Below are 19,641 nucleotides of genomic sequence, written 5' to 3' on the forward strand. Positions count from 1 at the left end.
CGTTACACCCTCTTCTTTGTTAATTTAAGTAATACTTTACTCAAGCTATCTTCCGTAAGTGCCTCTGCATCAGCAAAGTCTGATACTGTAAAAGCAGACTCTGTCGTTGGTGGATTTAACAGTAGTCGAAGCTGATTTAACATGCCCTTTGCTATCGCTTGAATTGTCAATCTGGAAAACTGTTCTCTACTATACATCCAAACAAAATGTAGCTTCTCATCTTTTACCATACCGACAACATCAATCGGGTGAGATGGTTTCGATTCTGGAGCATGATCTAAGTGTGTAAATCCTGTCTCCTGCATAAACAAAGATTCTTTGGAAAACACTTGATCAAATTGTCCCAAATAGTTAAAGCTTATCGATGGTTTTTGATGCTGATAGATTGGAAGCAATTCTCTGCTCAAGTAAAGTAAAATACCATAATCAATGCCATGATTCGGAATTTGACGCAATTGATCTTTCACAGCCTTTAATCCCTCAATAGGTGTCGTTGTTCCTTGAAGATCAAAGTGAACCGGATAAATACTTGTGAACCAACCCACTGTCCGCGATAGGTCAACGCCTTCGATCATCTCTTCTCTCCCATGTCCTTCCAAGTGAACAGAAAGCTTATGCTGATTTGTACAGTCGGCTATAGCTTGTACTAATGCCGTCATTAGTACCTCGTTAATCCGTGTCTTATAAGTCGCCGGAACTTCTTGTAACAACACATGGGTCTCTGCTGCTCCCAACGTCACCGTCACTTGATCAGTCGATGCTTCTGTCGTTTCCTTTATAGGATAGTCCATCGGAATCGTCATCACTTGTTTTGCTGCCTGTTCATGCCAATAATCTTGTACTTCTTTTGAAATAACTGACTTACTGTATGCCTGTAGTCGTTCCGACCATTCTTTAAAGGATGTACTTTTCTCAGGTAGCCGAACCTTCTGACCTTGTTCCATCTGGTTGTATACGGCCTGTAAATCTTCCAATAGAATTCGCCATGATACCCCATCTACTACTAAATGATGAATCGTCCAGAATAATCGATCGTTCCCATTCAAACCATCATCGAAGTACACTACTCTCATCAATGGACCTGTAAGTAAATTGAAACTGGCTTGAGTGATATCCATCTCATCTTGTATCACTTGATTCCACGCTTGTTGATCAGCATCGTTTCGCTTTATCACACGAAGTACAGACTGTTCATCAATCCCCTCATTTCTCTGCTTCCAGGTTCCATTGGGCAATTGTCCATATCGGAAACGTAAGGCGTCATGATGCTTGAGTAAGTTTAATAGTGCTTCCTCTAGTAACTCCACATTCAATCTCTTTCTTACTCTCAAAAGCATCGACTGATTCCAATGTTGTGGATGCGGATGATCTTGCTCGAAGAACCAGTACTGGATCGGGGTGAGCGGTACCTCTCCCGTCACAACACCCTGCTCCGCTTGCACTCCCTGATCTTCTTTGACTACTTGTGCCAACTCGGCAATCGTTGGGTGTTCAAACATTTGCTTGGGGGTAAGTTTTAAGCCCAATTGACTCGCTCGTGATATGATCTGAATGCTGAGAATCGAGTCTCCACCAATTTCAAAGAAGTTATCATGGATTCCCACCTTTTTAATCCCTAATACTTGTTTCCAAATGGTAGCCAGTGTTTCTTCGTTACTATTCCGGGGGGCAACACATTCACTTTCGATTTTCCTCACCTCTGGTACATGTAAGGCCTCACGATCAACTTTACCGTTAGCAGTTAGTGGAATGGCTTCCATCATCACAAATTCTGAAGGAACCATATAGCTTGGTAGTTCCGCCTTGAGATAATCTCTCCATGCCCCTACATTCCCATCACCCACGACATATGCCACTAATCGTTTATCACCTGGCTGATCTTCTCGCACGATTACAACAGCCTCTTTTATGGATGCATGCGCGTGTAAAGCAGATTCAATTTCCCCGAGTTCAATTCGGAAACCACGGATCTTCACCTGGTGATCAATCCGCCCAAGATAATCCAGATTTCCATCCGGCAAGTATCTCGCTAAGTCTCCTGTCCGATATAATCGCGCTCCCGGGTCACTACTGAATAGATGAGGAATGAAACGTTCTGCTGTCAATTCGGGTCTGTTTAAATACCCACGTACGAGTCCTGCTCCACCAATATATAGTTCGCCAGTTACGCCAATAGGCACAGGCTGTTGACAAGCGTCTAGCACATACACTTCTAAATCTGGAATCCGCTTTCCGATATTACTTTTTGAAGAATGCTGCACATCATCTTGAGTAATTGGATAATAAGTAACATGAACGGTAGTTTCTGTAATTCCATACATATTGATTAGCTGTGGCTTCTGCTCTCCATATCTTTGAAACCATGGTAGCAAGCTGGTAGGATCGAGTGCTTCCCCACCAAATATGACATAGCGCAGATTCAAGTTTTTGTTCTCATCTTCTTGTTCACACACCTGTATCAATTGTCGGAATGCGGATGGTGTCTGATTAAGAACCGTAACCTCTTCCTTTACTAACAGTTGATAGAAATCCTTGGGCGATCGACTGATCCAGTAAGGAACAACGACCAATTTTCCACCATAGAGCAATGCCCCCCAAATTTCCCATACCGAGAAGTCAAACGCATAAGAATGGAAAAGCGTCCAAGTATCTTTTTCATCAAACTGATACCAGCATTCCGTTGATTTAAATAAACGAATCACATTGTGATGCTCTACCATAACTCCCTTCGGATTCCCTGTTGATCCTGAAGTATAAATCACGTAAGCTAGATGTTGAGGACTAACATCAGAAGTCGGTAAAGCAGTACTTTCTTTCTCAATTTCAACTTGATCTCGATCAAGACAAATCGATTTGATATTCTCTGGTAACCATTTCGATCCTTTTAAACTTTCTTGCGTTACGACCAACTGAATGCTAGCGTCCTCTAAAATATACTGAAGTCGCTGCTCTGGATATGTTGGATCGAGTGGAACATAAGCTCCACCGGCCTTCAGAATTCCCAAAATACCTACAACCATTTCAGGAGACCGTTCAACACAAAGTCCAACCAACGAATCGGGTCCTACTCCTTTTTTCTGCAGATAGTGAGCTAATTGATTCGCACGTTCATTAAGCTCCCTATAGGTAAGCCTCTCCTTTTCATACATAACTGCAATGGCATTGGGATGAATCGTCGCTTGCTGCTCAAACAACTCATGAATGGTTGCTTGAGGTGGAAAGTCAAGCTTAGGATCATTGAACTCTACTAAACTTTTTCTTTTATCCGCTTCTGAAAGGATTTCGATCTCAGCAACCTTCTGTTTCGGATTTTTAAATATGTTTTCCATTAATGCTAGCATGGTGTTAAAAAAGCGAATCATCTCTTCTTTGGAAAATAATTCTTCACGATAATCAATATGTACTTGCAAAGAGTCTATATCAGTCAAGTTTTCGATATGCACTGCAAAATCTTGTACTTCTTCACGATTTGGAATCCAAAGAGAGTCACCACTTTCACCACGCTCTCTATAATCGATCGTAGTTCCAAAAAGTCGAACATTACTGTTATTCTCTTGATTCATCTGCTTTAATAACAAATCAAATGGATATTTCTGATGACGTAATGCTTTACGTTGTTTCCTCGACACTCGACCAATAAATGAGAGTGCTTCTTCTTCAGGATCGATATCCATTCTCAGAGGAACTGTACTCACCATCATTCCAATTAATTCCCGCTCCATTTTAGTCATACGATTGCCATAAGCCATTCCCAAGGCAATATCAAGCGACGAGGTCCATCGATACATCGACAACGAAAGCGCAGCAACAAAAAGAGTATATATACTAAATCCGTAATGATCAGAAAATTCTTCTAACCCATTCTTTGAATATTCAGATAATTCGAACGTCTCACGTGATGCTCTCGTACTAACTTGGTAAGCATTATAGGGTTTCAATCCCGTTACGGATAGAAGTGTTTTGAATTCCTCTAACCAGAAGCTTTGATCTTTTTGAAAACGACTGCTGTTCAAGTACGTCTGTTCATTGACTAGAAACTCAACATATGAGTTCCTAGGGATGTTCATATCTTTCTCACTATGAAACTCATGATAATATTTAGCAATCTGACTAGTCCAAATTTGGATTGATAAACCATCCATGATAATGTGATGAACATTGCCAAAGACGGCACACTCATTATCGCTTATTTTTATTAAAGCAAAATAGTATAATTCAGAATCAAATAACGTAAACGTCTCTTGCGCCTTCTGCTCAATCCATTTTTCCAGCAAATCCGAATCTCTCACGGAACTGAAGTCGAAGAAGTCAAATTCTTGTTCTTGATGTTTAACAAAATATTGCTCAGGTTCCTGGTGCCTATTTTCTTTCAGCCTGATACACAGACCATCATTTTCACTGATGACACGATTCACGGCTCGATTTAATATCGAATAATTCATTTTTCGATTGATCTTGAACAAGAATTTCAGATTACATATCCCTTTACCTGAATTAATAAATTCTGTATACCATATTCTCCTCTGTGGATGACTTAAAGGATAACACTCCTCATTGGACATAAAAAATTCTCCCTTCAAAGATGATTTACACTTATGGGTTCGTGTTTAACCCAAAAATATTTTTGTAATAAGACCCCCATTACTCCAATAATGATGAGCCCAATACCAACATAAAAATAGAGTTGAGTTACTCCGAAAATGTGAACCAGTGGTCCGCTCATAGCAGGAGAAATGATGAGGACTGCATTTGCTAAACTGCTTTGAATCCCAAATACTCTTCCAACCTGTTCTTGATGAGATTCTATTTGCAAAATGACTTGATTGGATACAAGCATAAGTCCACTTCCAAAACCAGCAATAAAACTAATCAGATAGCCAAAAATGAGGGATGTACCGGGACTTATCAGACCAATCCCACCAAAGCCAATTCCCATTAAAGCGATGCCTCCACATAATACCCAACCATATTGAAAATGTTTCAATTTCTGAGTGAAGAATGCACCAATTATTCCCCCAAGACCAATAATAGAAATGATGTATCCCATTTTACTCTTATCATTTGGGAACAAGCTCTTAAATAAAGTTGGGAACTGTGAGTCTACTAATTGTAATACTGCCATAGCTATTGTAAAGAAAATCATGGTTGATAATATCTTCCGATTGGATAATACATAAACCCAAGCTTGTAACCAAGCAGTCCAAGTACTTTGCTGTAGCTTTTCCACCTGTTCTCTTGACAGAGATTCCTTTAACCTTAATGTCGGCAACAGAACCAAAGCAGCTAGAAAACAGCATATTGCCCTTATAATCAGACAAAAATCTGGCTGAAACCAGCCCAGTAACATTCCTCCTATAAGTGGACCCACTATTTTGGTTCCTTGCTCAACTATCCCATTGATACTTACCGCTTTGGTAAGCAGATCAGGGGAAACAATCTGTCGTGTTAATGTTTGCTGTGCAGGATAATAGAAAACGGTAAAAATGGAACGAATCATTAATGCTAACAAAAGCCAATGAATATTTTGGACAAATAAAAGAACAATTGTTAATAGACCAACCATAAGATTGCAAAACATCATAATTGGAATTTTTCTAAAGCGATCAGCAATCACACCTGCCCATGAACTAAATAAAATTCCAGGTAGTGCATACGCAACGGGAATCAATCCAATCATGGTGGGGTCTACTTCCCATTCAAAAGCAACAATGGTCATAATGGCTAACATATCAATAAATACTCCGAGCATAAGCAGTGAATACGCAGAAAAAACTTGTAAATAAATTGTATTTCCCCAAAGCCCTTTTGAGTCGGTAGTTTTCATAAAAACGAGCTCCTTAAGTTTACTAAAAAAGAACAACGATAGGTCATTCCAACTCTCTAGCCAGTTAGCTTCAAAGCTCGTGTGATATGGCTGACTCGCCGGATTACCCTGGAGTCCGCCTAAACGTCCTGCATAATAAATGCCATTATTAATTAACCAACCATTTTCATCTGTCACATTATGTATGAGGGCAATTTTACTAACCTCGTTTATGAAGCCATCAATCTTTCCATACCACATCGTCGTATTAGCTTCTTTACCTGTTTCTTGCAAATAGGACTGTATGTCATAATCAATCCCTTGCATTAAATCATATATAGCTTGCCCTTTAAACGATCGCTTTCATATGTAGAGAGATTTTCATTATACCGTTTTAAAAATCTTCGTCGCATACTGTACTATTTCAGCATCAATAGAAGCATTGCCTATTAATTTCCCTTAAGAAGCTACCACTTTATCTTGCTCACCTGTACCAAGTTTAAAGTTTGAGTTCTTAGCCATTTCCTTTAATACCGATAAACACTTATCGTGGAAACTTCTCTCATTTAAATAGCCTAATTCGTTATTATAAAATCCTATATAAAAAGCAGAACGTTATACCTCAACAAATGTTTCGATTCCCTTTGAATCATCTTTCGTAAAAGTACTTCCTATTTTCCCTAATTCATTGATGATAAGTTGCATGCGCTCTTTATTTTGATAAAAAACTTTTGTTTCCTCACTGAATTGGAATAAGTCTGTAATTTGATTCCAGTGAATATTACCAAGCGTATCAATTAGCTCACTATCACTCATTCTTAAGCTCTGCTATTGAGTACTGTTGCTGCAATTGCTTCATTTCAGCGCGTTTAATAATTGGAGCTGGGCGTTGTGAAAAATCTGCTATTTTTAATCATTTTTCAAATGATAAGGTTTCATCAGCCTTTGAAGAATGTACAATTTCATCTTTTGGAATTTCTATGCCATCAGGTTTCATTTGTAATACATTATAAGGCGTTTTATCTGTTGCTAATACTTCAGCTTGTAACGCTCCTAATGATAGTTCCATTGTACTAATCCCAATTAACACTTGATTGAGTTTTATTTTTTTTCATAACAAGCTCTCCTCTGGTACTATATCGCTCTTCTGAAAATAACATATTATGTAATAAAAACAATATAAAATGCCATATTTGTTAAAATTTTCTTGTATAATTTGAACACTTAGACACAATTTAGACCAAATCAGTACCCCTCTATGTTCTATTTTGTAAGAGAATGAGTAAGATAACCTTACAAACACTGAGTTCCGTGGAGCTAATTTGACCCTAGCAAAACTAAGAAAAACGACATGGAAGCAGAGCTTTGGTCAGCAAGTAAATGGGGAGTAGATATAGAACAATCGTTCCATACAAGGTATTGACTTGTCTGATAAAAGAGTTTTCTGCTAGACAGTTGCTTTTGTTCTGGATTCTCAAAAGTCACGTTTATTAAACCGCATCTTAGAGTTGATCAATACGGTTAATTGTGGTCCAGCCAACAAAACTCGGAAAACATACGCTAAATGAATTTAAACCTAAAAAAAGGCGGTTGTTTCCTGTACGTTAAGGAACACCGACTTTTTAGTTGGCTTCTTCATGTAAAGTAATAGTTGAAGAAGAGATAGCATATGCCTAATGGTTTAATCCCTCATAATGATACTTTCCCAAAGTTTTTTATTTGTGAAAAGCCTAAACTTTAAATTCTGCATTTTGTTCTTGTAGATGCCAACCTGACGTGTAAAAGTATTTATTAATTTTGATTCGATCGGACATAACGTTAGGATTGGTAAGTCATTTATAGTTTTTAACATCTTTTTTAACAACCCTTGCCCCCGATAAACCTCATTTAAAGCAAATTGATATTCCGAAATGCTATTGGATGTTTTTTTCTGTAAAATCGAAAAGCTCCTACTACTTGACCATCGACTATCGCCACAATCATTTGTTTTCTTCTTATAGCTGCTCTAATTCTTAGAGGGCAAAAAAACTTTTCGGAATTAACCCGCTGTTATTATGATCTAAATGGTTTTTGAAGAAAGATACGACTTAAGGTGCATGGTTTATATCGGCTAATTCTATCTGCACCTTCCCCCCCTTGAATGTCTACGCTTATCTGTAGTGAGTTAAGTGCAGACGATTCAACTTCTATTTTAAAACAAAAAAGACCGTAGACAAACTCGATTTTATCGAGTTTGTCTACGGTCTGAATCGGGCTTCTTTTTAAGAGCCCGATTTTTTAATATCATCAATAATTCCATTTTTTAAGGAATTCTTTAGTGCACTGCCTGCCCCGATTCATCAATTCACCCTTTTTTTCATCATTCAGATTGAAATCCATTGCAGAAATTCCCTTCATCGGGATAAATACAATATTATGGACGTGTTTCTTGGAAATATACCGTGCATCATGGGCATCTTTCATCGTTTTGAATAGTGCGGAGAACAATTCAACCGCATTATCCACCTCATGCGGTTTCCATATCTCATCGACACTTAGCCGCAAGCCTATGACCGGCCTTTCCTTCCTTACATGATCTGAATTGAATAACCACATTGGAAAATTGCTTAACACACCTCCATCAACAAAAAGGAACTTGCTTTTTCCGACATCAAGTTTGACTGGCTCAAAGAAATAAGGAATGCTACAACTCATTCTTACTGCCTTTGCCACTGGAAAAGTGCTCGGATCAATGCCATAGTTCGGTAAATCATCAGGCAGCACCACCAATTTCCCATTTGTAATGTCAGAGGTTATGATACGGAGGGATTTCGGTCGAACATCCTTAAAGGTGACTACATTCCTTTCGGCAAGTTTATCGGCGACCCAGGCTTCCAAAGCGTTGCCTTTATAAAGGCCAAGCTTCCAGTATACAAGGAGCCATTTAGCAAGCGGGATAGGCAAAAGACCACGCCTTTTATCCAGCAGGCCGCTTAAATCTATATCAAGAAAAAGCTTTTCCATTTCTTTTCCGGTGTACCCCGCTGCTACGAAAGCTGCAATTATGGACCCTGCACTTGTACCGGCTGTCCGATGGAATACAAATCCCTGTTCCTCTAATTCCTGCAGGGCTCCCACTAAACCATAGCCTTTAATCCCGCCTCCGGAAAAAACGCCGTCAATAATCATAGCTGCCCTCCCCTAATCCGGTCTTTACATTTCTAAGCAGGATTAGAGCGATTTATGACAGTTTCAAATAGAAAATTGCCTCATCAGGTAAAATACTGAATTTCCGCTTTTGGGAAAAATTCCGCTATATACCCACGAATGGTCGTTTCCAGTTCTGCGGCTTCTTCGGTTTGATAAACATATTTACCAATTCCATATCGGCCCCATTTATATTTACGCTTCGTTTCGTCCAGTTCCAATTTTGTTTTCGGGTAGTTTTTTTGAATCACTTTTTTTGCTGGACCAGTAAACCGATGCTGGATTAATTCGAAAGTCAAGTCAGGGATATCCATCCCTTTTAAAGCCTCACTCAACCGTTCGAATAATTCATGGTAGCCCTCCTTCCATGCTTCATGACGATATATTGGAGCTACGATAAAACCCAGGGGATATCCGGCACCTGCCACTTTACGTGCTGCTTCCATCCTTTCCTCGAAGCTCGATGTGCCGGGCTCGAAATTCTTTATCACATAACGTGAATTTATACTGAAGCGAAATCTCGTTTTTCCATTATGTTCAGCATCCAACAGATGGTCGACATGATGAAATTTAGTTACGAACCTTAGTACCCCATATTCACTTTTTCCAAAATACTCTATAGCCCTTTTTAACGAATGTGTCAAATGGTCAATTCCGACGATATCCGATGTACAGGCTGCCTCAAAACGGGTAATTTCAGGCATTCTCTCATTTATATATTTTTCGGCTACCTCGAAAATCTCGTCAAGATTCACATATGTCCTAATATATGGCTTTGATCCGAGTGTCGTCTGTAAATAACAATAGTGACAATGCCCCATACACCCTGTAGCAAGAGGGATGGCATATTCAGCAGATGGCTTTGAAGATTCGAATTTCAAAGTTTTTCTGATTCCTACCACAAGCGTGGATTTGGCGACACGATATTTTTGCAGATCATTTTCTCCAGGAAGATCCCTAATTTGGTTATGCGATGTGGTCTCACGGATTTCAATGTCCAAATCTTCGAATTTCTTTTTCAATTCCCGGCCAAGCGGGTATTCCAGTGCCCTGGGCTCGATATATACTAACTGTGGCATAAATGGTTTCATTTCGTTCTCCATTCTTTTATCGATTTGTTCATATTTTCAATCGAACTACACAATCTAAATCATAAGGATAGTTTTTCTTTATTCTGTTATCCTCATGATTATTTTTACTTGGAAATTCAAAATGAAGGAGATGCGATATGGCTAATAAACGAGGCTTCTTGACAAATGGAACGGGTAAACAAACGATCACCGTCCAAACAGATAATAAATATCCAAATCCCAGGAATATACCAGGAGACTCGGTCGATGAATTTTCGGTATTGAAGGATGGAAACCAATATCTAGCCGAAAAGGAAATAGGGCAGCAAAATGAAAATGGTTGATTGAACGCAAAAGAAGACCGAATTTCATGATTCGGTCTTCTCTATTGGTATTTAATTGAACATACTGTCTTTAACCTACATTTAAGACACTAAAAAAAGCCGTTAAGATAGCTTTTCAGCATACTTAACGACTTCCCTTCCATCAGCTTATAGCCCGCATTTTAATTGTGCTCCGCAATTCGTGCAAGTATTGCATCCGCCCATTTCCTGGACTTCACCTTTACGGCAGACCGGGCAAGTGTTGCCCACTTCCGATCCAATCGTAACATTCGTCGAACGCAGTTCATTTATCGTATCGACCAATACAACTTTTTTCTTTACTTCCACATCTGTCAATTCATCCATTTCAAGCTGCTCGTCCATTTGGTTTTCTTCCGCTTTGAGCGTAAGAACCTGACTGTCACGGCTGCCATCCACATATACGGTACCGCCTTTTGCTCCGCCTTTGTATAGACGTTCATATACTTTTTCAACTTGTTCGACAGTATATCCTTTTGGAGCATTGACCGTCTTACTGATCGAGCTGTCAATCCAGCGTTGAATGATGCATTGAACATCTGCATGTGCTTCTGGAGCTAATTCCATTGCGGAAATGAACCATTTTGGAAGCTCTTTTGTATCGGCTCCTGGATTGCGGTCCAAGTATTCCTGTACAATGTCAGCCTTAACTTCAATGAATTTACCCAGACGGCCGCTGCGGAAATACGTGAAGGAGAAATATGGTTCAAGCCCTGTTGATACCCCAACCATCGTTCCTGTGCTTCCTGTAGGAGCCACTGTCAATAAATGAGAGTTACGGATGCCATGTGCAGCAACACTTTCCCTGATATCTTCCGGCATTTTTTCCATAAATCCGGTTTGTGTGAAACGCGTTCTAAGCTCATCGGTTTCTTTGTCCGTTGACCCGTTCAGGAACGGGAAACTGCCTTTTTCTTTAGCTAGTTCCACAGAAGCCCTGTAAGCTGTAGTCGCAATCGTTTCAAACACCTTGTCCACCAGGATATTTCCTTCTTCAGAGCCATATTCCGTTTCACAGTAGATCAACAGGTCATGCAGACCCATTACACCAAGTCCAACCCGTCGCTCGCCCAGTGCCTGTTTTTTGTTTTCATCCAAGAAATAAGGAGTTGCGTCAATGACATTGTCCTGCATACGCACACCGACTTCGACGGTCTGCTTAAGTTTCTCGTAATTAACCGTTTTGCTATCTTTATCAGCCATTTCTGCAAGATTGACAGCCGCAAGGTTACATACTGAATATGGGGCCAATGGCTGTTCGCCACAAGGGTTCGTGGCTACTACCTGTTGACCGTATGCTTTGGCATTCGTCATTTCATTAGCATTATCGATAAAGAAAATACCTGGTTCAGCAGAATATGTTGCACAAATGTTTATTAAGTTCCAAAGCTCTTTAGCTCGGATTTTACGGTAAACACGGACTTTGTGACCCATTTTCTCCCATTCGCGAACATCACCGACATTATGCCATTCTTCATTGTAAATGGCCATTTCTTCGGCATTATAGCTTTCTACATCAGGAAAACGCAATTCGTATTCCGCATCTTGTTCCGCCGCTTCCATAAACTCCTTAGTCAGGCAAATAGAGATATTCGCTCCAGTCAGAAAATCCGAATTATGGACACTGTACGTTCCACCTGTACGGATTTTTTCTTCTGCATCCCTAATGATTTTCTCGCTGAATCCACCTTGGCCAGGAATCTCCTTATAATTGATGATCCCTTGATACATAGCCGTTTCCTGTTCCGTGTGCGGCGTGAATTTCAATTTATCCGTCGCATATTTCTTGATGGCTTCATCTTTGGTGTTTTCCACTAGGTAACGCAGAATCCTTGGATTTTGCATTTTGGAAATGATGAACTCTGCAATATCAGGATGCCAATCAGCAAGCATGATCATTTGAGCGCCGCGTCTGCTACCGCCCTGTTCAACAAGATGCGTCAGTTTCGCGATATCGTCAAGCCATGACACTGAACCTGAGGATTTTCCATTTACCCCTTTTGCCAGAGTGTTTCTTGGACGCAGTGTCGATCCGTTCGTACCCACTCCGCCGCCGCGGCTCATGATTTCCATCACTTGTTTCCTATGTTCTGAAATCCCTTCACGTGAATCCGGTACGAATGGCATTACATAGCAGTTGAAATAAGTAACATCCGTATTGGAACCCGCACCGTATAATACTCGACCTGCCGGGACAAAATTAAGGTTCTTTAATTCTTCATAGAATTTATTGAACCATTCCGTTCTTTTTTCTTCCGTGGTTTCCACTGATGCCAAGCCCGTTGCATTACGTTTCGCAATTTGTTCATAGTATATTTCAAGCGGCTTTTCGATTATATCCAACGGACGGTTCACAATCCCCGTCTCCACTTCTTCCGGATTATCCAAAACGCCACGGAATTCTTCATCCACCAATACCTTGGCTTTTTTGGTTTCCCAATCAATTTCAACGATGTAACCGAGACCCCTTGCCGGGAATTTCGGATCTTCCTTAATCGTCAACACGACGAAATCGCCTGCCGAGAGTGTGATTTTTTCAGTATCCTTAAAAGAATAGCGGTCAAGCATGACTAGACGGGACACTCCCTTATGCGCCATTTTCATATCAGCAGTTACAGGGTGAACCTGGGGAAATAAAGAAATATCCTTATTCAACCTTTCTAGATCAACCTTTAAAGCTTCTTTTATTACAACCGACATAATTCCCTCTCCTTTATATGTTTCAAGATCCGTTCTTGCTGCCGCAAAAATCCTTATGTAGCCTTACATGTCCGTTTCGCTTAACAAGTACCCTAAATTTATCATAGCGAAACTCAAAAATCAACATATAGTGTCGCATTAAATATTTCAACTACTATATATTGTGTTTGTTTTGAATAACTTTTAATTTTGTCAAACGATAAATCAATTAATATAGTTAGTAAAAGGGAGGAAAATGTCGATTTACAATAATTTTTCATCAGATTTCAATTAATTTGGACCTTGCTTTTTCCCTATCCCTTTTAGGACTTATCCCTGCAAGGGATAGCTTATTTGGTCAAACAAATCTGAAAAAACTTTTTTATTAATCATTCTAATTATCCCAATTCGCCTATCTCATGAAATTCCATTCATCGCTTTCATATTTACTTTCTGCAATGGCCTTCACTTCCAGCAATTGCTTTTCGGTGAGGACGTATGGCTCTAAATCGATCGAAAGTCCTTCGGCAAAACCTTTTTCAAAAGCTTCTTTCGCTTCAGGGATGGTAATCTTCCTTCCGGCAACGTCATTTATGGCCACAGCTTTATTTTTCAAGCTTTTTTGCATTCTCTCTTTAACCCTGTCATTTGAGAATTTAAATACGCTAAAGAGCTTTTCATCATCAAGTTCAAGCAAAATGGCCCCGTGTTGAAGGATGACGCCTTTTTGCCTTGTTTGAGCGCTGCCAGCGACCTTCCTGCCCTCAACGACCAGTTCATACCAGCTTGGAGCATCAAAGCAGACGGAAGACTTTGGCGCTTTTAAAGCCGCTTTTTCCTGCTCGGTTCGAGGCACGGCAAAATAAGCATCCAATCCAAGATTCCTGAACCCCATTAATATCCCTTCAGAAATGACACGGTATGCTTCAGTGACCGTAGTTGGCATTCCCGGATAGGATTCTGGAACGATTACACTATACGTCAATTCATGCTCGTGCAGTACCGCTCGTCCTCCTGTTGGTCTGCGAACAAAACCAAGGCCCTGCCTTTTGACCTCTTCCATATCAATTTCCGCTTCTGCCTTTTGAAAATAACCAATCGACAATGTCGCTGGATCCCAGCCGTAAAAGCGTATGATTGGAGGAATTTCCCCTTTGCTTTGCCAGTTTAACAGTGCTTCGTCCAGCGCCATATTAAAAGCCGGTGAACAATACCCCGAATCTATAAAACCCCATTTTTCTTTAGTCATCCTTACCCCTCGTTTCAATAGACTGTTTTTCAATCCCCCACAAAAAACTCACATGTAGTAGTTTAACAGACTTTAACACTCTAAAAAAGAAAGTGCTATCAAGTCGATGAAGAATTTGATGAAAATTCTTTTTGATTATTGGGTAAAGCAATTATATAATAAAGATTGTCTGTATTCGTTAAGGTAGAAGGGAGTTTTTATGTTTGGAAATATTATATACACTGCTCATCATCTTGGGAGTGGTTATTGCGTATTCACTTTTTAATTGGTACCGCCAGCGTAAAATCGTTAAAACACTAACACAGGACGAATTTATCGCTAACTACAGAAAAGTGCAGCTAATCGATGTGCGGGAACCGAATGATTTCGATAATGGTCATATCTTAGGCGCAAGAAACATCCCTATGACTCAAATGAAAACCCGCTTGGTCGAAATTAGGCAGGACAAGCCTGTATATTTGTACGCTCAAAGCGAAATCATCAGCGGAAGAGCTGCAGCCATGCTATATAAAAAGGGCTACAGGGAACTTTTTCACCTAAAGGGCGGTTTCAAAATGTGGACCGGGAAAATTAAAGCAAAGAAATAAGACCCCATCTCCGCATGGGCTCTTTTTAATTAAGAATCCTTCATGTACATCATGCTGGCTCTAAGAAAATGAAAGTTAACTGTTGGACTTTAATGAATTCTTACATACACATGAAAAATCCCCGCCGGCAGGCAGGGATTTTTTTCGTGTAAGCTATTAGTCTATGCTTGATAACGCAGAACAGGTTTTCTTGCAGCAAGAGTTTCATCAAGCCGTTTTATAACGGTTGTATGCGGAGCTTCCTGAACGATTTCCGGGGTTTCTTCCGCTTCCTTGGCAATCTGGATCATTGCATCGATGAACGCATCCAGAGTTTCTTTTGACTCGGTTTCGGTCGGTTCTATCATCATTCCTTCTTCCACGTTCAACGGGAAGTAAATGGTTGGAGGATGATACCCGAAATCAAGCAATCTTTTGGCTATATCGAGAGTCCTTACCCCCAATTTCTTTTGCCGACGTCCGCTTAATACGAATTCGTGCTTACAATGACGATTATATGGTAAGTCAAAATAAGGTTCCAACCTACGCATCATATAATTGGCATTGATGACCGCATTCTCGGTGACGGCTTTAAGACCATCAGGACCCATTGAACGAATGTACGTATATGCCCTCACGTTTATCCCGAAATTACCATAATAAGGTTTTACCCTGCCAATGGATTGCGGACGATCATAATCAAGAACGAATTGCTCATCTTGTTTGACCACTAGTGGTTTAGGCAAGTAAGGAATCAAGTCCGACTTCACCCCTACAGGACCAGAACCCGGACCGCCGCCGCCATGCGGGCCTGTGAATGTTTTATGGAGATTTAAGTGAACCACATCAAAGCCCATGTCGCCCGGGCGTGCTTTTGATAGGACTGCATTCAGATTGGCTCCATCATAATAAAGCTTCCCACCAGCGTCATGGACAAGTTGTGCCATTTCCAAAATGTTTTCTTCAAACAATCCCAATGTATTGGGGTTCGTCAGCATCAAAGCCGCCGTATCCGGTCCGACAACACGCTTTAAATCTTCAAGGTCGACTAACCCATTTTCATCCGACTTCACTGTAATCGTTTCAAGTCCGGCAACAGTTGCAGAGGCAGGATTCGTACCGTGTGCAGAATCAGGTACAATCACTTTAGTCCGTTCTGTATCGCCATTCGCTTCGTGAAAAGCGCGAATCATCATCAATCCTGTCCATTCACCGTGAGCACCTGCTGCAGGCTGTAATGTCACTTGGTCCATCCCGGTGATTTCCGTTAAGTGTTCCTGCAAATCAAATAATAGTCCCAATGCTCCCTGAACAGTAGCCGGATCTTGATATGGATGGATATGGGCAAAACCGTTGAAACGTGCCACATTTTCATTTATTTTCGGATTATATTTCATCGTGCATGAACCCAGCGGATAAAAACCCGAATCCACCCCATGATTCCGTTTGGAAAGTGCTGTATAGTGACGCATGATATCCAGTTCGGACACCTCAGGAAGCTCTGCCTCTTCTTCACGGATGTAGTCGGCAGGAAGAATTTCTTCGAGCGGAAAAGTTGCCACATCCATTTCTGGCAGACTGTACCCGATTCGACCGGAAGTACTGATTTCAAAAATGAGTGATTGATCTTGATTATTCATGTTGATCCCCCAATTCCTGCGCAAGTGCATCAATTTCTTCTTTTGTTCTAAGTTCAGTTACCGCGACCAGCATATGGTCTTTCAGCTCAGGATAAACCGTTCCTAAATCGAAGCCGCCGATCATCCCTTTTTCAAAAAGGTTTTTATTGATTTCTGAAAACGAAGCAGGCAGTTTAATGACAAATTCATTAAACGAAGGACCGTCGAATATCACTTCCACCCCTTTTGCCATAATTGCTTTTTTCGCATAATGCGCTTTTTGAATATTTTGCACGGCCATTTCTTTGACACCCTTTTTCCCAAGCGCGGTCATTGCAACAGAAGCTGCCAAGGCATTCAAAGCTTGATTGGAACAAATGTTGGATGTGGCTTTGTCACGGCGAATGTGCTGTTCACGAGCTTGAAGCGTCAGTACAAACCCTCTTTTTCCATTTTCATCCACTGTTTGACCGACGAGCCGGCCCGGAACTTTCCGAACAAGTTTATTAGTAACGGCAAAATATCCACAATGAGGTCCCCCAAATGCCGCTGGAATGCCGAATGGCTGAGCATCCCCCGTTACGATATCTGCACCGAGTGCACCAGGGGATGTCAAAGCTCCCAATGCAAGCGGATTACTGGAAACGATAAACATGGACTTGACACCATGAATGATTTCTTCCATTTCTTTCAATGGCTCGATCCGGCCAAAGAAGTTCGGATATTGCACGATCACTCCTGCAATGTCATCATTCGCCAATTCCCTTAAAGCAGCTAAGTCCGTCACACCGTCTTTATAAGGAATTTCGATCACTTCCACGCGTTGCCCTTTCGCATATGTCTTCACAACTTCTCTTGATTCAGGATGAACGGCTCCTGAAATGAGAATCTTCTTGCGTCGTGTCTGGCCTGAAGCAAGCATAGCTGCTTCAGCTAGCGCCGTCCCGCCGTCATACATGGAGGAGTTAGCCACATCCATGCCCGTCAATTCACAAATCATCGTTTGATATTCAAAAATTGCCTGAAGCTCGCCCTGTGAAATTTCAGGCTGATAGGGTGTATAAGCCGTATAAAACTCCGAACGGGATAGAACATGATCGACGATGACCGGTGCATAATGGTCATAGACACCCGCACCAAGGAAGGAAGCATAGTTTTTAAGATCCGCATTCTTGGCAGCAAGCCTTGATAATTCTTTCATTAATGCAGGTTCGGATTTGGCAGGCTTGATATTGTATTCTCCTTGAAAACGAACGCTTTCAGGGATATCGTTGAAAAGTTCTTCAGCAGTAGATACCCCTATCGCTTCAAGCATTTCTTGTTTATCTTGCTCTGTCATGGGTAAATAACGATGTTTCATCTAATGACCATTCCCCTCTATTTACGTGGTTTTTTATAAAAAGGTGTTTGTATGATAACGGCTTTCAAACGTTTGGAACGGATTTCCACTTCGACTTCCGCATCCAGCACCGAAAATTCCTTATCGATAAGTACCAATCCCACATTTTTCTTCAACGTTGGTGATTGGGTACCGGTCGTGACCTCACCGATGGCTTTATCACCGCTGTAAACCTTATACCCATGACGTGGAATGCCACGGTCAATCATTTCAATTCCCACCAGCTTGCGTGGAGCTCCTTCCTCCTTTTGTTCAGCAAGAACGGCTTTCCCGAAAAAATCAACTTCCTTATCCACTTTTACTGCAAAACCAATTCCGGCTTCTATCGGGGTGATGTCCGCTGAAAGCTCTTGCCCATACAGCGGCAGTTTCGCTTCAAAACGCAGGGTATCACGAGCACCTAAACCAATCGGCTGAACCCCCTCTTCCTTTCCGGCATCCATAATCGCCTTCCAAAGGGCAGGACCATTTTTACTGTCGCTATATATCTCAAAACCATCTTCACCAGTGTATCCAGTACGGGATACCATCGCGGAGATACCGTTTATCATGACATTTTCCTTGAACTTGAAAAATCCAATTTCACTTAAGTCAGTATTTTCCGATAGTTTTTGTAATATCTTCTCTGCAGATGGTCCTTGAAGTGCCAACTGTGTATAGTCACTCGAAACATTCGTAATTTGGACATCTTCCGTTAAATTAGCTTGCAGCCAATTGAAGTCTTTTTCTGTATTCGCTGCATTGACCACGAGCAGATAGTCATCCTCAGCCCTTTTATACACGATAAGATCATCAACCGTGCCTCCGTTTTCATAACACATGGCGGTATATTGAGCACCGCCCTGTTGCAGTTTTGAAATATCATTAGTCAGCATCTTCTGTAAAAAGGAAAGACTCCCAGGACCCTTAACATCGACTTCCCCCATATGGGAAACATCGAATAACCCCGCTTTTGTACGTACGGCTTCATGTTCATCCTTTATACCCGAAAATTGGACAGGAAGTTCCCAACCGCCAAAATCAATCGTTTTACCTCCGTATTCACGATAAACCTCAAATAGTGGTGTTCTTTTTAAATTGGTCAAAAAATGACCCCCTTCAGATTTTTTTGAATTAATTGGCTTCATTATCAAAAGCTTCTTGTCATTACGCATCAGATATATCCTGATTCATGATGTGAAAAAAGCACAAAAAAGGACAGAGAAAGCCCGTTTGAGCTTTTTCTCTGTCCTGAAACCTGAAAGTTTACCTATGTAATAGGTTTTCCCCTTTGGTGGCCGTCCCAAAACGGGCGGCGCTCTCCAGAGTTGCGTCCAATAAGAGTTCTTTTGCCTGAGAGATTCACTGCTAAGTTTGCTCCTTCGGCGCTACATCCGTAGTCTCTCCCCTTATCTTCACCCGCATATAAATGGTCTACCAATGAAAGGAAGCGAATAAGCCCCAAGCATCGGTAAAACCTTTGAGCATCATGGAATGCATTCTCTGCCAATTCTCCTAAAACTTCAGAAACCGTTTAAGTGATCTCCTTCAGTAATCTTGGATAAATTAGGAGCCTATAGCCCATACTAAGAAAACGCGAACTGCAAAATCATGTACAAAGATTCTTTTGGAAATTGGAATTTTCTAAATATACTTATATCCTACCCTAAGAAACTTATCTCTGCAATATCTTTTGAAGAGAAATATTTTCTTACTTCACATATGAAAT

General features: G+C 40.8%; 11 protein-coding genes, 1 pseudogene and 2 riboswitches. Of the genes and pseudogenes, 2 read left to right on the forward strand and 10 right to left on the reverse strand.

From position 1 onward, the window contains the following. Positions 1 to 2: 2 nt before the first annotated feature. The 5 genes and pseudogenes from Q8G36_RS13265 to splB form a co-directional block, all read right to left on the reverse strand. On the reverse strand, positions 3 to 4,562 hold the full coding sequence (locus Q8G36_RS13265; RefSeq protein WP_305160617.1) for a non-ribosomal peptide synthetase: 4,560 nt from the start codon (positions 4,560 to 4,562) through the stop codon (positions 3 to 5). 14 nt (positions 4,563 to 4,576) lie between these two features. After that, on the reverse strand, positions 4,577 to 5,824 hold the full coding sequence (locus Q8G36_RS13270) for an MFS transporter (protein WP_305160655.1): 1,248 nt from the start codon (positions 5,822 to 5,824) through the stop codon (positions 4,577 to 4,579). A gap of 99 nt (positions 5,825 to 5,923) precedes the next feature. Then, positions 5,924 to 6,872, reverse strand: a pseudogene (locus Q8G36_RS13275) (M9 family metallopeptidase N-terminal domain-containing protein); the annotation flags it as partial. A gap of 1,217 nt (positions 6,873 to 8,089) precedes the next feature. Beyond that, positions 8,090 to 8,971, reverse strand: a complete 882-nt coding sequence (locus tag Q8G36_RS13280) for a patatin-like phospholipase family protein (protein ID WP_305160618.1) — start codon at positions 8,969 to 8,971, stop codon at positions 8,090 to 8,092. 83 nt (positions 8,972 to 9,054) lie between these two features. Further along, positions 9,055 to 10,080 (reverse strand): spore photoproduct lyase, encoded by a 1,026-nt coding sequence (splB, locus tag Q8G36_RS13285; RefSeq protein ID WP_305160619.1) that lies wholly within the window; start codon positions 10,078 to 10,080, stop codon positions 9,055 to 9,057. A 137-nt stretch (positions 10,081 to 10,217) separates the two neighbouring features. Between splB and Q8G36_RS13290 the strand changes: the two genes are divergently transcribed. After that, positions 10,218 to 10,403, forward strand: coding sequence for a hypothetical protein (locus Q8G36_RS13290; protein ID WP_305160620.1), 186 nt, complete (start codon positions 10,218 to 10,220; stop codon positions 10,401 to 10,403). A gap of 147 nt (positions 10,404 to 10,550) precedes the next feature. Here the strand turns inward: Q8G36_RS13290 and Q8G36_RS13295 are convergent, their stop codons facing one another. Together Q8G36_RS13295 and Q8G36_RS13300 are read right to left on the reverse strand one after the other, a co-directional pair. Continuing rightward, positions 10,551 to 13,121, reverse strand: a complete 2,571-nt coding sequence (locus tag Q8G36_RS13295) for a vitamin B12-dependent ribonucleotide reductase (protein WP_305160621.1) — start codon at positions 13,119 to 13,121, stop codon at positions 10,551 to 10,553. 391 nt (positions 13,122 to 13,512) lie between these two features. Then, the gene (locus Q8G36_RS13300) at positions 13,513 to 14,349 is read right to left on the reverse strand and encodes a lipoate--protein ligase family protein (RefSeq protein WP_305160622.1); all 837 of its coding nucleotides are present in this window, start codon (positions 14,347 to 14,349) and stop codon (positions 13,513 to 13,515) included. Positions 14,350 to 14,552: 203 nt separating this feature from the next. Between Q8G36_RS13300 and Q8G36_RS13305 the strand changes: the two genes are divergently transcribed. Further along, positions 14,553 to 14,936, forward strand: a complete 384-nt coding sequence (locus tag Q8G36_RS13305) for a rhodanese-like domain-containing protein (protein WP_283897357.1) — start codon at positions 14,553 to 14,555, stop codon at positions 14,934 to 14,936. Positions 14,937 to 15,097: 161 nt separating this feature from the next. On the opposite strand, the gene gcvPB is transcribed toward Q8G36_RS13305, so the two are convergent. Genes gcvPB through gcvT form a run of 3 tightly spaced genes read right to left on the reverse strand, consistent with a single transcriptional unit; the run spans position 15,098 to position 19,018 of the window. Further along, positions 15,098 to 16,555, reverse strand: a complete 1,458-nt coding sequence (gene gcvPB, locus Q8G36_RS13310; RefSeq protein ID WP_305160623.1) for an aminomethyl-transferring glycine dehydrogenase subunit GcvPB — start codon at positions 16,553 to 16,555, stop codon at positions 15,098 to 15,100. After that, positions 16,548 to 17,894: an aminomethyl-transferring glycine dehydrogenase subunit GcvPA gene (gene gcvPA, locus Q8G36_RS13315; protein WP_305160624.1), complete on the reverse strand. Its 1,347-nt coding sequence runs from the start codon at positions 17,892 to 17,894 to the stop codon at positions 16,548 to 16,550. Before gcvPA ends, gcvPB begins: the two co-directional genes overlap by 8 nt. Before the next feature lie 17 nt (positions 17,895 to 17,911). Then, positions 17,912 to 19,018, reverse strand: coding sequence for a glycine cleavage system aminomethyltransferase GcvT (gcvT, locus tag Q8G36_RS13320; RefSeq protein ID WP_305160625.1), 1,107 nt, complete (start codon positions 19,016 to 19,018; stop codon positions 17,912 to 17,914). A gap of 138 nt (positions 19,019 to 19,156) precedes the next feature. Beyond that, positions 19,157 to 19,240, reverse strand: a riboswitch (glycine riboswitch). Between the two features lie 3 nt (positions 19,241 to 19,243). Further along, positions 19,244 to 19,331, reverse strand: a riboswitch (glycine riboswitch). Positions 19,332 to 19,641 lie beyond the last annotated feature (310 nt).

This window comes from Peribacillus frigoritolerans, from assembly GCF_030676415.1.
Classification (GTDB): domain Bacteria; phylum Bacillota; class Bacilli; order Bacillales; family DSM-1321; genus Peribacillus; species Peribacillus frigoritolerans_A.

Coding starts and splice junctions, on each gene's coding strand:
- gcvPB (WP_305160623.1), bottom strand. CDS start 16,555: ATGAATAATCAAGATCAATCACTCATTTTTGAAATCAGTACTTCCGGT.
- Q8G36_RS13290 (WP_305160620.1), top strand. CDS start 10,218: ATGGCTAATAAACGAGGCTTCTTGACAAATGGAACGGGTAAACAAACG.
- gcvPA (WP_305160624.1), bottom strand. CDS start 17,894: ATGAAACATCGTTATTTACCCATGACAGAGCAAGATAAACAAGAAATG.
- Q8G36_RS13300 (WP_305160622.1), bottom strand. CDS start 14,349: ATGACTAAAGAAAAATGGGGTTTTATAGATTCGGGGTATTGTTCACCG.
- splB (WP_305160619.1), bottom strand. CDS start 10,080: ATGAAACCATTTATGCCACAGTTAGTATATATCGAGCCCAGGGCACTG.
- Q8G36_RS13265 (WP_305160617.1), bottom strand. CDS start 4,562: ATGTCCAATGAGGAGTGTTATCCTTTAAGTCATCCACAGAGGAGAATA.
- Q8G36_RS13280 (WP_305160618.1), bottom strand. CDS start 8,971: ATGATTATTGACGGCGTTTTTTCCGGAGGCGGGATTAAAGGCTATGGT.
- Q8G36_RS13295 (WP_305160621.1), bottom strand. CDS start 13,121: ATGTCGGTTGTAATAAAAGAAGCTTTAAAGGTTGATCTAGAAAGGTTG.
- Q8G36_RS13270 (WP_305160655.1), bottom strand. CDS start 5,824: ATGAAAACTACCGACTCAAAAGGGCTTTGGGGAAATACAATTTATTTA.